We start from the raw sequence: 13,123 nt of genomic DNA, 5'->3' as shown, positions 1-13,123 counted from the left end.
GAGATCGTTGGCAATTTGGTACCCCGCGCGGCTACCGTTTGCGGGTGGCTCAATCGTTTGATCCCTTCGGCCTGGTAGGACGCGCGGTGGACGCCGCTCGACTCGGTCTGGACGTCTACAGCTGGACCGAGCAGCAGATCGTCGGCGCGCTGCGCAAAGGCCTCAACGAACTGGAACCGGAAGACGATGCCGACGACGTCGTCGCGGCGGCCGATACGGCCAAATCGGCGCCCGCCGAAGAGTCGCTCAACTCCAAGATGAGCCAGCTGCTCAACAGGGCGCTCGACCAGAACACCGCCGGCAGCCAGACCGAGCTCTACCACCATCTCCTCGATCAGCTGGTCGCCGACGAGGCCCGCATCGTCGGCGCCCTGTCCGACGGCTCCGTATCCCCCTTGGTCAACGTCTACGACCGCACCCGCAAGCCCGTGCTGGAGAACGCGGCACTCGTCGGCCGGACCGCGAACGTCGCCCTCCCACAGATGACGCCGCAGTACGTCGGGCATTTGCTGGCGCTGCGCCTCGTGGAGATCGGTCCGGAGGATTCTGCGCTGAAAACCGAGTACGAGGTGTTGATGGCTGAGACCATCGTCCTCAACGCGATCAAGGCCGCGTCGAAGGGTCCGCTGCCCGCCAAGGTGGAGAAGCTGACGCTGACGCTGTCGCCGCTGGGCCGATCGCTGTGGGCCGCCGCCACCGCGGAGGACGACCAGAACGGGTGGCGCTGATGTCCCTGACCGAGATCCTCCTCGACTTCCGCGAGCACTGGATCATCTACTTCTCGATGCCATTGGTGGCCGCCTTCGTCGGGTGGAGCACCAAGATCGTCGCGATGGAGATGATCTACCGGCCGCTGGAGTTCAAGGGCATCGGTCCCATCGGCTGGCAGGGCATCATCCCGCGGCGGGCCGGCAAGGTCGGCTCGACCACGATCGAGCTGCTCACCGCGAATCTGCTCAAACCCGAGGAACTGCTGTCGCGGATCGACGCCAAAGAGGCAGTCGAGGTGCTGCGCGAACCGCTGTCGGCATCGATCAACGACATCGCCCGCGACGTCGCCGAGGAGATCCGTCCGGGGCTGTGGGATTCCCTGCCCGAGGCGGGCCGCCAGGCGATCCTCAACCGCATCCACGCCCAGGCGCCGCGCATCACCGAGAAGATGCTGAACGAGATGCAGTCGGACCTCAGCCGGTTCGTCGACCTGCAGTTCCTCGCGGTCACCACGCTGGTGCGCAACAAGGAGAAGCTCAACAAGCTGATGCGCGGCCTGTCCGACGACGCCATGGCGTTCGTCCGGCGCAGCGGCATCTACTTCGGCCTGATCATCGGTACCGCGCAGATGTTCGTCTGGGCCATCTTCAAGCTGCCGTGGATCATGCCGGCCTTCGGCTTCGGTATCGGTCTGATCAGCGACTACATCGCGCTCAACATGCTGTTCCGGCCCATCAAGCCGACCAAGTACCTGGGCTTCATCAAGTTCCAGGGACTGCTGCACGCCCAGCGCGAGAAGATCACCGCCGACTACGCGCGCATCCTCTCCGAGGACCTGTTCGCGCCCGACATCCTCTTCGACGGCATCCTCAAAGGTCCCGGCGCCGACAAGCTGTTCGCCATGATCGCGCGGGAGGTCGAGGCCGCCATCGACAACGAGATCGGCGGGTGGACCGGCACCGTCGTGAAGTTCGCCGTGGGCACGTCGAAGTACAACGCGCTGAAAGACCGCGTCGTCGATCTCGTCGTCGAGAGGCTGCCGGCCACGCTGCTGGACGCGCAGGACTACGCCATGAGCAAGATCGATCTGGAAAAGACGATCATCGAGAAGATGAATCAGCTCACCAACGAGGAGTACGAGTCGATTCTGCGGCCGGTGTTCAAGGACGACGAGCCGCTGATGGTCGCCATCGGCGCCATCCTCGGTGGCTGCGTCGGTGAGCTCCAGGTGCTGATGATCGAGTTCTTCACGCACTAGTGCGGGCGCGGCCCCGGCGGGTGGGTGCGCCGGGACTGGGTGATCGACGACGACGTCGTCGGGGTCCGGCTGGTGGTCGTGCTGTCGCCCCTCGGCGCGGACGTCGTGTCGGTCGTGTCCGTCGTCTCCGGGGTGAGCGGCACGTCGATGTCCGTGGTCGACGGCGTCACCGACGAGTAGCTGGTTGATGTCGGCGCGGTCGTGGTGAGCGTCGTGGTCGACGAGTGGCCGGTGTCATCCACGATGACGGGCACCGGCGGCGGCTGCGGCTCGTTGTAGTGCCGCACCAGCCAGGACCCCGCGAAATACAGCAGCGCGATCGCGGCGAGCGCGGCGAGGCTGGCGCCGACGACATGCGGGGTGCGCTCGTGCCACGGCCGCTCGGTCATGGCCGGTCAGCGTAGCTGGGGAATGACCTCCGTGCTGAAGAACTCGATGTGGTCGAGATCGGCCATGTCCAGCACCTGCAGGTAGATGCGCTCGACCCCGGCCGCGACGAACGGCGCCAGCTTGTCGACGATCTCCGCCGGCGTGCCGACGGTGGGGGAGTTGCCGCGCATCTCGTCGACCTCGCGGCCGATGGCGGCGGCCCGGCGCGCGATCTCCGCCTCGTCCCTGCCCGCACACAGCACGAAAGCCGCCGAGTACGTGATGCTTTCGGGCGCCCGGCCGGCCGCTTCGACAGCCGCCCGGACCCGGCCGAACTGGGTGGTCAGGGTGTCGATGTCGACGAACGGAATGTTGAATTCGGAGGCGAACCGGGCGGCCAGCGCCGGGGTCCGCTTGGCGCCGCCACCACCGATGATGACCGGCGGATGGGCCTGTGCCGGCTTGGGCAGCGCCGGGGAGTTCTTGACGGTGTAGTGCTTGCCGGTGAAGTCGAAGTGCTCGCCGACCGGGGTGTCCCAGAAGCCGGTGATGATCTGCAGCTGTTCTTCCAGCCGCTCGAAGCGTTCGCCCAGCCCCGGGAACGGGATGGCGTAGGCCTCGTGCTCTTCGGCGAACCACCCGGCGCCGAGGCCCAATTCGACACGGCCCCCGCTCATTTCGTCGACCTGCGCGACGGCGATGGCGAGCGGGCCCGGGTAGCGGAACGTGGCGGAGGTGACCATGGTGCCCAGCCGGATGGTGCTCGTCTCACGGGCGATGCCGCCGAGCGTCACCCAGGAGTCGGTGGGGCCGGGCAGCCCGTCGCCGGCCATGGCCAGGTAGTGGTCGGAGCGGAAAAACGCTGAGTAACCGAGCCTTTCGGCGGCCTGAGCGACGGCGAGCTGGTCGGCGTAGGTGGCACCCTGCTGTGGTTCGACGAATACCCGGAAGTCCATGCCGCCCAGCCTAATGAATCAGAACGACTTCACACCCGCCGTCGAGACGAACATCCCATGGCCCGTCGCCGCATTGGTGAAGCGGGTGCCTTCGGCTCCGGCGAGGATGGTCCAGCCCACCGCCGAGTAGGTCTGGTAATCCAGCGTCACGGTTGGAATGGCGCCGAGATTGCCCACCACCCAAGACAATTTGCCGTCGGCGGTGACCCGGACGCCATTGGCGCTCTCTCCGCTGACCTTGGGTGGGTTGGTGAAGGCCGACTCACAGTCGACTTCGGTCTTGCTGAGTTGGCACCGGGTCTGGCCGGATTTGGTCGCGATGAAGACATAGCCGTTCTGCGGAGCGAGCGCCTGGGCCGTCGGTGGCGCGGCGCTCGGTGCGGGGAGGGGGCTCACCGGCACCGGGCGGATCGCCTTCTCACTCGGGGTCGGCGTGCTGGTGGCAGACGTTTCTCCGCTGGGCAGCCCCGTCTTCGGGCTTCCGGGGGTGGTGCTGTCGCAGCCGGCAAGCAGCGCGGCCGTCAGCGCAGCGGTGGCAGACATGGTGAGCCGTGTGTGGTTCATCGGCCATCAGGCTACGGGAGATCTGATCGCGCTGATCCAGACCGCTGCCCCGGCGCGTCCTGCTGCCTAACGTCGATCTTCCGTAGTGAACAGAGGTGGCGATGAGCAGACAACACATATCCCCGCTCGGTGTGGTCGGCGTCGTCGCCATCGCGGTGGCCGGAGTTCTGATCGGGTTCAAGAACATTCACGGCTCGTCACCGGACGCGCTGCTGAACGTGTCGTACGACCCGACGCGTGAGCTGTACGCGGCGCTGGACCCGCAGTTCGTCGCGCAGTACCGCAAGCAGTCCGGCGTCACCGTCGACATCGCACAGTCGCACGGCGGATCCGGCCGGCAGGCGCGCAACGTCATCGACGGTACGTCGAAAGCCGGTGTGGTCTCACTGGCGTTGGTCAGTGACGTCGACAAACTGGCCAAGCGCGGGCTGATCGCCAAGGACTGGCAGCACCGGCTGCCCAACAACTCGGTCCCCTACACGTCGACCATCGTGTTCGTGGTCCGCAAGGACAACCCGAAGAACATCCATGACTGGCCCGATCTGGTCAAGGACGATGTCTCGGTGGTGACGCCGGACCCGCGCACCTCGGGCAACGGCAAGCTCAGCGTGCTCGCCGGGTGGGGGTCGGTGACGACCCGCGGCGGCTCCGAGGCGGCGGCCCACGACTACCTGGCGGCATTGTTCAAACACGTCGCCGTCGCCGACGAGGGCGCGCGCGGCGCGGCCACCAGCTTCGCCGTGCAGAAGATCGGCGATGTGCACCTGACATGGGAGAACGAAGCCATCCGCGAGGTGGCTGCGGCACCCTACGAGCTGCAGATCGTGTATCCACCGGTGAGTATCAAGGCCGAGCCCGCGGTGGCCTGGGTCGATGCGAACGTGGCAGGCAAGAAGACCGAGGCCTACGCCAAGGCCTACCTGAACTACCTGTTCACCGACCCGGCGCAGGACGTCATCGCGAAGTACGGGTACCGCTCCATCAACCCGCAGATCCAGGCCAAGTATCGCGCCCAGTTGCCGGACATCGCGCTGTTCCCGGTGACCGCGATCGCCAAGGACTGGGACGACGCCGCCGAAAAGTTCTTCGGCGACAACGGAATCATCGACACCATTCATATCCCTGCGCAGCGAACGGTGGTGGGATCGTGAGCCTGCTTTCCAACCTGAAACCCGTCTACGACCGCACCCTCGCCCGGCGCGATCTGATCGCAGGCCTGACGGTGGCCGCCATCGCGCTGCCGCAGGGCATGGCCTACGCCCTCATCGCGGGCGTCGACCCCAAATACGGTGTCTTCTCTGCGATCGTGGTGACGCTCATCGCGTCGATATTCGGCTCGTCGTCGCACCTGATCAACGGACCCACCAGCGCCATCTCGCTGTTGGTGTTCAGCTCGTTGGCGTTCATCGATCCAGAGAACCGCACCGAGCTGTTCGAGGCGCTGTTCGTGCTCGGGGTGCTGGTGGGCACCATTCAGATCCTGATCTCGGTGTTCAAACTGGGTGACCTGACCCGCTACATCTCCGAGTCCGTGATCGTCGGGTTCATGGCAGCAGCCGCGTTCCTACTTGCCTTGGGCCAGTTGGGAAATGCGCTCGGTGTCAAGGATCGGGGCAACGGCAACATGCAGGTGCTGTACCGCACCTACCTCACGCTGTTCCACGGCGACGCGATCAATTACCGAGCCGTGGTCCTGAGCGTCACAGCTGTCGTCGCGGCCGTCGTGCTCCGAAAGTTGGTGCAGCGCTACGGCTGGCCGCAGATCGACATGCTCGCCGTGTTGGTCATCGCGGCGCTGATCGCCTACTTCTCGGGCTGGTCGACGCCCGGCCACGGGGGTAAGACCGCCGTGTCGATCACCGGGAAGATTCCCGCCAGCCTGCCCGACTTCCACATTCCTGTGGTGCATTGGGAGTGGCTGCCGCATCTGTCGGAAGGCGCGCTGGCGGTGGCTTTCATCGGCTTGATCGAGGCGCTGTCGATCGCGAAAGCCATTGCGCACCAGACGCAGCAGAAGATCGACTACAACCGGCAGATCGTGGCGGAAGGGCTGGCCAACCTGACCGGTGGCTTCTTCCAGAGCCTGCCCGGTTCGGGTTCGCTGTCGCGGTCGGCCATCAACTTCCAGGCCGGTGCGGCCACCAGGTTCTCGGGCGTCATCGCGTCGGTGGCGGTGGCCGGCGCCCTGCTGCTGTTCGCGCCGCTGCTGAGCTACATCCCGAAGGCGGCGCTGGCCGGCCTGCTGCTGGTGACCGCGGTTCGCCTGGTCGATTTCCATCGCCTGGTGCACACCGTCAGGGCATCGCGTTACGACGCCGGCCTGGTGATCGTCACGGCGATCACCGGCGTGGTCGTCGATCTGGACAAGGCGGTGCTGCTGGGCGTGGCGCTGTCGATCCTGCTGTTCGTGCCGCGGGCCTCCAAGCTCAAGATCGCCGAGCTGGTGGTCACGCCGGAGCGTGTGGTCCGGGAACGGGTCGGCGACGAGCCCGACAATCCGGCGGTGCTGATCTACGACATCGAGGGCGAGTTGTTCTTCGGTGCCGCACCGGAAATCGAACACGCACTGGACGCGCTCACCGAGCGGGTCAAGAACGAAGGCACCCAATTCGTGGTGCTCCGCCTCAAACGCGCCCGCAACCCCGACGCGGTCGGCATCGAGCGTGTCGAGCGGTTCCTGCATGACCTGACCGAGTTGGGCGTCACGGTCCTGCTGGCCGGGGTTCGGCCCGACACCCTGGACGTCCTGAGCAACGTCGGGCTGCGCGACTGGTTCCCGGACGAGCGCATCTTCCCGGAAGAGGAGAAGGAGTTCTCTGCCACGCTCAAGGCGGTCCGCTACGCGGAGTCGCGGCTGGTCCCCGCCCGCGTCGGCAGCGACGAGGAGCTGTACTACCTGGTCTGACCGGACCCGCTACTGCGGCAGCAGCGGCGGACGGCAGATGTTGTTGATCGGGTCCCACCACGCGCCGTCGCGGCAGTCGAGCGGCGTCGTCGAGACCGGCGGCCGGCAGCTGTTGATGTTCGGGTCCCACCAGCCGCCGGGACAGTTCTGCACCAGCGGGGCCTGGCACCGGTTCTGCACCGGGTCCCACCAGGTGCCGTTGTCGCAGTCCGCGTTGCTGACGGCCGGTGCGATCGCAGCGGTGATGGCCATGGGTGCCAAGGCGGCCGCGGCGATGACGGCGGCTCGCTGCAGAGTCTTGTGCATGCCGTCAGCCTAAATGGCCTCAGTTACAAGGCAAGTCACCCGGTGTGTAGTAGGGCACCCCGGCCGGGGTGTAGCACGGTGGCCGGCCGGCGGCGGCCTGGGCGGCCGCGTCCTCCGGAGCCGCCGCGGCCACCGCCGCGTCGCCGGCGACGTTCGTGCAGCCACCGGCACTGACGTGGCGACCGCCGACGCTGCCGCACACATCGGCGTGTGCGGCCGGTGCGCCGACGGCCGGCACGGCCGCAGACGCCAGCAGGAACAGCACTGCAGCAATGCTTTTCTTCATGTGTCAATTATTGACGACTTCGTCAGGCCGGTGTCAGCTTTCCTTGTAACTGCCGTCGTCGGTCCGGGTGAAGTAGCGGCCGGGCGGGGGCAGCGGGTCGCGACGCAGCGGCCCGGCGACCGGGCGGTGCCACGGCGTCATCGGCACCTCGTCGACGACGCGGACGAACGCGGGCCGCTGCTGGAGCGGCAGGGTCGCGAGCGCCTCGTCCAGGTCGGCCGCGGAGATGTCCTGCCCGTCCAGCAGGGACACTGCCGCGACCGCCACTTCGGCGTCGTCCGAGGCGACTCCATAGGTGTGCACCAGGTCGACGGCGGGCAGCTTGCCGAGGGCCGCGGTGATCGGCAGGGACGCCACCACTTCGTCGGCGGCGCGGATCTGGGTGTCGACGGAGTCGATCAGCCAGTAGTCGCCGTCGGCGTCCCGGCTGACCAGGCTGCCGCTGGAGAACCAGGCGTCGCCGGCCTCGAACAGATTGCGCAGCGGCGGCGCCGACGCGGTGGTGGCCGAACTGATCTTCACCAGCAGCAGACCGGTCTCGTCGTCGGCGCACCGGATGGCGTACCCGTCTGCGCCCGAAACGACTTGCTGCGCTTCGGGATCCCACCGCACGACCTCGACCGTCGCGCTACCCGGGAGCGGCCGGCCCAGCGATCCGGGCTTGGCCGGGTTGACGTTGGCCAGGATGGCCTCGCCCTCGCTCGTGGACCAGAAGTCAAGAACCCCGGCCGGCGCGAACCGGTCCAGCACGCGGCGCCACAGGCCGCGCGGCATGCCGGAGCCGACGAACAGGCGCACCGAGTGGTTGCGCTCGGCGGGCTGCGGCGCGGCGTTGACCAGTGGCCGCAACTGCGCCCACGTGTAGCAGACGATGGTCACGCCGTAGCGGCGCACTTCAGTCCAGAACGTGGTCGGGTCCAGGTCCTTGGCCATCGCCAGTCGGCTACCACCGGCGACCGCACCGCCGATGCCGGTCAGCAGACCGGAGGTGTGGTAGATCGGGTTGATGCAGTAGACGGTGTCGGAGTTGTTGAGCGTCGCCGACGTCGCAGTGCCGTACGCCGACAAACCGAAGCGGCCGTTGGTGACTCGGATGGGGCGGGGATCGTCGTCCGGGCCGCCGAAGAAGATGAACGCGAGCTCGCCGGCGCGGCCCGGGTTGGGGCGGTACCAGTCCGGGATGCGCACGGCGTTGGTCTCGCCGATCTCCAGGGCGGTCAGGGTGCGGTCCCGGTTGAGGTACGGGGTGTCCAACAGGAATGTGTGCAGCGGACGGCCGGCGAAGTCGGCCTCGGAGTGTTCGGGGTCGGCGATGACGCGGTTGACCCTGCCGAGTTCGACCTCACGCGCGGTATCGGCGCCGGGGCGGAGCATCACCGCCACCGCGCCGATGCGGTTGAGCGCCGTCACCACCGCCAGCGCCGACGGGCGCGTGCCCATCAACACGCCGACGTGCTCACCGGCGCGCACGCCCGCGGCGAGCAGGCCGCGTACCACCGCGTCGATACGGACCTTGTTCTCGCCGTAGGTGTAGCTGCGGTCCTCGTACATGAAGCTGACGTCGTTGGGTGCGTGCTGCGCCTGCTCATCGAACAAGAGCGCCAACGAGATTCGGGTGTTCGCGTCCAGTCTCCGGATGCGCGCCAACCGGGGCATCTGCCGCGACACGGTGCCGAACATGCCGCGCACGTCCCCGACCGAACGGGCGACGGAGCCGGCAACCATGCACCCGGCGTCGATCAACGCCTGGACACCCTCGGCCGGTCCGGTCGGCGCCGGTTCGGCGGCGGTGGTCGCGGTGTCGACCTTGGTGACGTGCTCCGGCTGCGGGCCGTTGCCCTCGGCATACCGCATCCAGTCGGCGACCAGCGGCCACGTGTGCGACGTCGCCGTGCTGCCGACGACCAACCCGAAATGCCCGGCGTGCAAGGTGCTTTCGTAGATGTCCGCGCGTGGCGCCGCACCGAGGATGCCGCGCACCGAGGCCGGCGGGGCGATCTCGTCGACATCGCCGACGAACGCCAGGATCGGCGAGGTGATGTCGGCGAGCGTCACCGGCCGTCCGGCGATGCTGAACCCGCCCGTCAGCATCCGGTTGTGCATCAGGAACTGCTGCAGGAACTCGGCGAGCGCCGGGCCGGGCCACGCCACCCAGCCGTCGTTCATCAGGTAGCGGCGCTGCCCTTCGCGCGGCAGCAGGGCGTCGCGGTCGTGCAGTGCGGCCAGGAACTGCAGCTGGCCCGTCACCGCTTTCACGGGGTCGAGCAGCTGGAACCCGAGCCGCGTCGCCCAGCCCGGTACGGACCGGCCGCGCAGCACGTTCTCCATCACAAACCCCATGCCGGGGATCGCGATTTCTGCCGGGACACCCATCGGGGCGGTTTTGCTGAGATCGACCGGGCTGCCGAAGGTGATGACGCTGGCGATGCCGGCGCTGCGCCGGTACGCGGAGGTCTGATAGCAGAACATGCCGCCCTGCGAGTAGCCGGCGAGGTGGACGTCGCCGCCGGTCAAGTTGACCATCTCATCGATGGCCGCGTCGACCGCCAGCACATGGTCGGCCAGGTTGCGCTCGAGACCGCCCGCTTCCTTCTCCGGCGAGCCGAAGTCGATGACCCACGGGTCGATGCCGTTGTCGATCAGAGTGCGGACGCCGCTGGCCTGCGGCGATACGTCGAATACGTCGGCGGTGAGCATCAGCGGTGGCACCAGCAGCACCTGGGGACGGCCTGCCTCACCCGTGGTGCGGTACCGCCGGAGCTTGTGGATGCGGCCCTGGGCGACGATGTCGTACGGCGACGGCTCTTCGCCTGTCTCCAGTCCGCCGTAGCGGGCAACTTCCAGCCAGTTGCGAGTCGTCGCAACAACCCTGTCGAACATTCAGTCCGCCCTTTCGATCAACACTCGGTGCTGATCATGCCAAGCGGACGGGTTCACCACGGCAGTTTGACCGCCAGTTTGGGTGTCGGCGGGTTGGTCGACCGCAAATGCACGTCGGTCGAGCGGATCGGATCGAGCACGCGGGTCAGGAACGTCAGCTCGTCGGCGAGGGCCGCCTCGAAGCAGGGCCCGTCGTAGAAATCGAAATGGTCGGCGGGGTATTCGCACAGATGCGCCAGGTAGCCCGCCTTCTTCGCGGCGCGGCGAGCGGCGTCCGGCGGCGCGATGAGGTCGTTGGTCCCGACCTGCACCAGCAGCGGGCACTCCAACTGACTGGCGTGGACGGTCGGCCGGTTGAACGCGATCTCCAGCACCGTGCGGGCGGTGAATTCGTTGCGCCACGTCGGGCCGGACATGGCCACGTAAGCCTCTTCGGCGCCGGGAGTGGTCAGCACAGCAGTGGCGCCGTGCGGCCCCGTGAGGGCGACGTTGTGCGGCTTGCGCCCGAGGCGCGCTCCCGCGGCATCGAGCACCCCGTGGGCGACCAGACGGGCCAGCGGCCCCACGCCGCCCTCCTGGTACCCCTTCACCAACGCGGCCAGCCCGTCGGTCGCGGGACACAGTGCCACCACGGCGGCCACCCGCTGGTCCTCGGCGGCGACGGCGATGACGTGCCCGCCCGAATACGACGTGCCCCACAGCGCGATGCGGTCGCGGTCGACACCCGGGAGGTTTCGGGCGGCGTCGACGGCGGCGTGATAGTCCTGCCGCTGCTTGTTCACCGAAATATCCTGGCGGGGTTCGCCTTCCGAATCGCCGAAGCCGCGGTAGTCGAACAGCACCACGTCCATCCCGGCGGCGGCGAAAGGCTCGGCGAACGGCATCAGGCCGGAGTCGCGGGTGCCGCCGAAGCCGTGGGCCATGACCACGCACGGCCGTCCGGTCTGGCCGGTCAGCGCGTCGGTCCCGGCGGTCAGATGCCAAGCGGCGCAACGTTCGCCGTGGCTGAGGAAAAAGAAGTCGGATTTCATGATCGCTCCTTCGGTCAGACCATGGACAACGGGGCGGCGGCGGGCGTGAACACCAGAGCGGGGTCCTCGATGGGCCCGTTGCGCAGCCGCTCCTGGTCCATTTCGTAGGCATGCTTGAATGCCCACGGGCCGTAGGTGCCGCCCCGGGGGAACTTCGCGACCGCCCGCTGGACGTAGCCGGACGTCATGTCCAGCAAGGGAACTCGTTCCATGGTGCCGTCCTCCAGGATCGGGACCACGTTGGCGTACCCGTGCTCGTCCATGTAGTCGAGCATCCGGCAGAAGTGCTCGCAGACCAGGTCGACCTTCAACGTCCAGGCGATGTTGGTATAGCCGACCGCGAACGCGAAGTTGGGCACCCCGGACAGCATCATCGCCTTGTAGACCGTGAGGTCGGGCAGGTTGAGGGCGTGCCCGTCGACGCTCAGCGCGACCTTGCCGAACGGTGTCATGTTCAGCCCGGTCGCCGAGATGATGACGTCGGCGGCCAGCTCTTGCCCGGACTTCAGCAGGATGCCGTTCTTGGTGAACCGCTCGATGTGGTCGGTGACGATCGAAGCCTTGCCTGTCGACACCATCTTGAACAGGTCGCCGTCGGGCACCATGGCCAGGCGTTGCTGCCACGGGTTGTACTTGGGTGTGAAGTGCGTGTCCACGTCGAAATTCTTGGGCAGTTGTCGAGCCACGTTGGCGATCAACAGCTTTCGCATCAGCTTCGGGTAACGCATACACATCTTGAACAGGCCGCGGTTCATCGAGATGTTCTTGCGCCGCACGAGCTTGTATGCCCGCTCGTGGCCGAGCACCTTGTTGAGCACGTTGGCGATGGGATCGGACGCCGGGATCGAGAACACGTAACTCGGGGAGCGCTGCAGCATGGTCACGTGCGCGGCCTTGTCGGCCATGTTCGGGATCAGCGTGACGGCGGTGGCGCCACTGCCGATGACGACGACGTTCTTGCCGGTGTAGTCCAGGTCTTTCGGCCACAGCTGGGGGTGGACCAGCGGACCCTCGAAGTCCTCCTTGCCGGGGAAGTCGGGGATGTACGGGTTGTCGTAGTCGTAGTACCCGGTGCCCATGAACAGGAAGCGTGAGGTGAACGTCTCGGCTTGCCCGTTGTGCGTCGTATTGACGGTCCAAAGGCCTTGCTGAGAATCGTAATTCGCCGAGTCCACGTGGTAACCGAACCGGATGTGGCCGGCCAGGTCGTTCTCCTCGACGGTCTGTTGCAGGTAGTCGAGGATGATGTGCCCGTCGGCGATGGACTTGCGATGCGTCCACGGCTTGAAGCCGAAGCCGAAGGTCGGCATGTCCGAGTCGGAGCGGATGCCCGGGTACTGGTGCAGGCTCCAGGTGCCACCGATCGCGTCTCGTCCCTCGAGCACCACGAACGACGTGTCCGGGCGAAGAGTCTTGAGGTGGTACGCCATTCCGATTCCGGAGATCCCGGCGCCGATGACCAGGACGTCGATGGGAGCGGTGGTTGTCATGGGCACTCCTTTGCCGGTCCGGCGGGTGTACCTGCGACGTTAGTAGCGCGACGACGCGTCCACGCCGGGTTTTGCAGACTTGCCGCGCTTACCGCGTCCACTGCGAGTTCCGGCCCGGCCGGGGTCGCCGGGCGGGCGCGCTGTCCATCGACCCGGGCACGGATCGTCGACGGTTAGGTGGGCTCGGTGGTTCTGGCCGTGCCCATCCCGACTCGCGCTGCCCGGGTGTCCGATCCGCGCTGCGATCCTCGACGGTTAGGTGTGCTCGGTAGTTGGTGCCGGCTCGTGCCCGGCTCGGTTGGCTGTGCCGCGATCCTCGACGGTTAGGGCGGCTAATCGGTAGCGCTCGCCCGACCGCACCCAGCCC

The 13,123-nt window shown here is 67.2% G+C and carries 12 protein-coding genes; 4 read left to right on the top strand and 8 right to left on the bottom strand.

The window, feature by feature from the left end; all coding sequences use genetic code 11:
- Nucleotides 1-44 precede the first annotated feature (44 nt).
- Entirely contained in the window at nucleotides 45-728 is a 684-nt protein-coding gene (locus ACJH6H_RS14685; protein WP_212808120.1) for an Abi-alpha family protein, read from the top strand.
- A complete protein-coding gene (locus ACJH6H_RS14680; RefSeq protein ID WP_346415438.1) occupies nucleotides 728-1,969 on the top strand; it encodes a DUF445 domain-containing protein in 1,242 nt (413 codons plus the stop codon). The genes ACJH6H_RS14685 and ACJH6H_RS14680 overlap by 1 nt, the downstream gene beginning before the upstream one ends.
- Here the strand turns inward: ACJH6H_RS14680 and ACJH6H_RS14675 are convergent.
- The 3 genes from ACJH6H_RS14675 to ACJH6H_RS14665 are packed head-to-tail and all read right to left on the bottom strand — an operon-like array spanning nucleotide 1,966 to nucleotide 3,858.
- Entirely contained in the window at nucleotides 1,966-2,358 is a 393-nt protein-coding gene (locus ACJH6H_RS14675; RefSeq protein ID WP_346415437.1) for a hypothetical protein, read from the bottom strand. The genes ACJH6H_RS14680 and ACJH6H_RS14675 overlap by 4 nt on opposite strands.
- Before the next feature lie 6 nt (nucleotides 2,359-2,364).
- Nucleotides 2,365-3,294: an LLM class F420-dependent oxidoreductase gene (locus ACJH6H_RS14670; protein WP_406775152.1), complete on the bottom strand. Its 930-nt coding sequence runs from the start codon at nucleotides 3,292-3,294 to the stop codon at nucleotides 2,365-2,367.
- Between the two features lie 18 nt (nucleotides 3,295-3,312).
- Nucleotides 3,313-3,858: a hypothetical protein gene (locus tag ACJH6H_RS14665; protein ID WP_406775151.1), complete on the bottom strand. Its 546-nt coding sequence runs from the start codon at nucleotides 3,856-3,858 to the stop codon at nucleotides 3,313-3,315.
- A 101-nt stretch (nucleotides 3,859-3,959) separates the two neighbouring features.
- Here ACJH6H_RS14665 and ACJH6H_RS14660 point away from each other — a divergent pair, with 101 nt between their 5' ends.
- Complete coding sequence (locus ACJH6H_RS14660; RefSeq protein ID WP_406775150.1) at nucleotides 3,960-5,009, top strand: sulfate ABC transporter substrate-binding protein; 1,050 nt, start codon at nucleotides 3,960-3,962, stop codon at nucleotides 5,007-5,009.
- A complete protein-coding gene (locus ACJH6H_RS14655; protein WP_406775149.1) occupies nucleotides 5,006-6,763 on the top strand; it encodes a SulP family inorganic anion transporter in 1,758 nt (585 codons plus the stop codon). The genes ACJH6H_RS14660 and ACJH6H_RS14655 overlap by 4 nt, the downstream gene beginning before the upstream one ends.
- Nucleotides 6,764-6,772: 9 nt before the next feature.
- Here ACJH6H_RS14655 and ACJH6H_RS14650 read toward each other — a convergent pair whose 3' ends face one another.
- Genes ACJH6H_RS14650 through ACJH6H_RS14630 form a run of 5 tightly spaced genes read right to left on the bottom strand, consistent with a single transcriptional unit; the run spans nucleotide 6,773 to nucleotide 12,756 of the window.
- Nucleotides 6,773-7,069 (bottom strand): hypothetical protein, encoded by a 297-nt coding sequence (locus ACJH6H_RS14650; RefSeq protein WP_212808126.1) that lies wholly within the window; start codon nucleotides 7,067-7,069, stop codon nucleotides 6,773-6,775.
- 19 nt (nucleotides 7,070-7,088) lie between these two features.
- Nucleotides 7,089-7,355 carry a hypothetical protein gene (locus ACJH6H_RS14645; protein WP_406775148.1) on the bottom strand — a complete coding sequence of 89 codons (267 nt, stop codon included), beginning with the start codon at nucleotides 7,353-7,355 and terminating at the stop codon, nucleotides 7,089-7,091.
- A gap of 33 nt (nucleotides 7,356-7,388) precedes the next feature.
- Nucleotides 7,389-10,235, bottom strand: a complete 2,847-nt coding sequence (locus ACJH6H_RS14640; protein ID WP_406775147.1) for an AMP-binding protein — start codon at nucleotides 10,233-10,235, stop codon at nucleotides 7,389-7,391.
- 53 nt (nucleotides 10,236-10,288) lie between these two features.
- Nucleotides 10,289-11,266, bottom strand: coding sequence for an alpha/beta hydrolase (locus tag ACJH6H_RS14635; RefSeq protein WP_406775146.1), 978 nt, complete (start codon nucleotides 11,264-11,266; stop codon nucleotides 10,289-10,291).
- Between the two features lie 14 nt (nucleotides 11,267-11,280).
- Nucleotides 11,281-12,756, bottom strand: coding sequence for a flavin-containing monooxygenase (locus ACJH6H_RS14630; protein WP_406775145.1), 1,476 nt, complete (start codon nucleotides 12,754-12,756; stop codon nucleotides 11,281-11,283).
- Nucleotides 12,757-13,123: the final 367 nt, after the last annotated feature.

Source organism: Mycobacterium sp. SMC-21, from assembly GCF_045310825.1.
Taxonomy (GTDB): Bacteria; Actinomycetota; Actinomycetes; order Mycobacteriales; family Mycobacteriaceae; genus Mycobacterium.
This window is presented reverse-complemented; position numbering and strand designations above follow the sequence as displayed.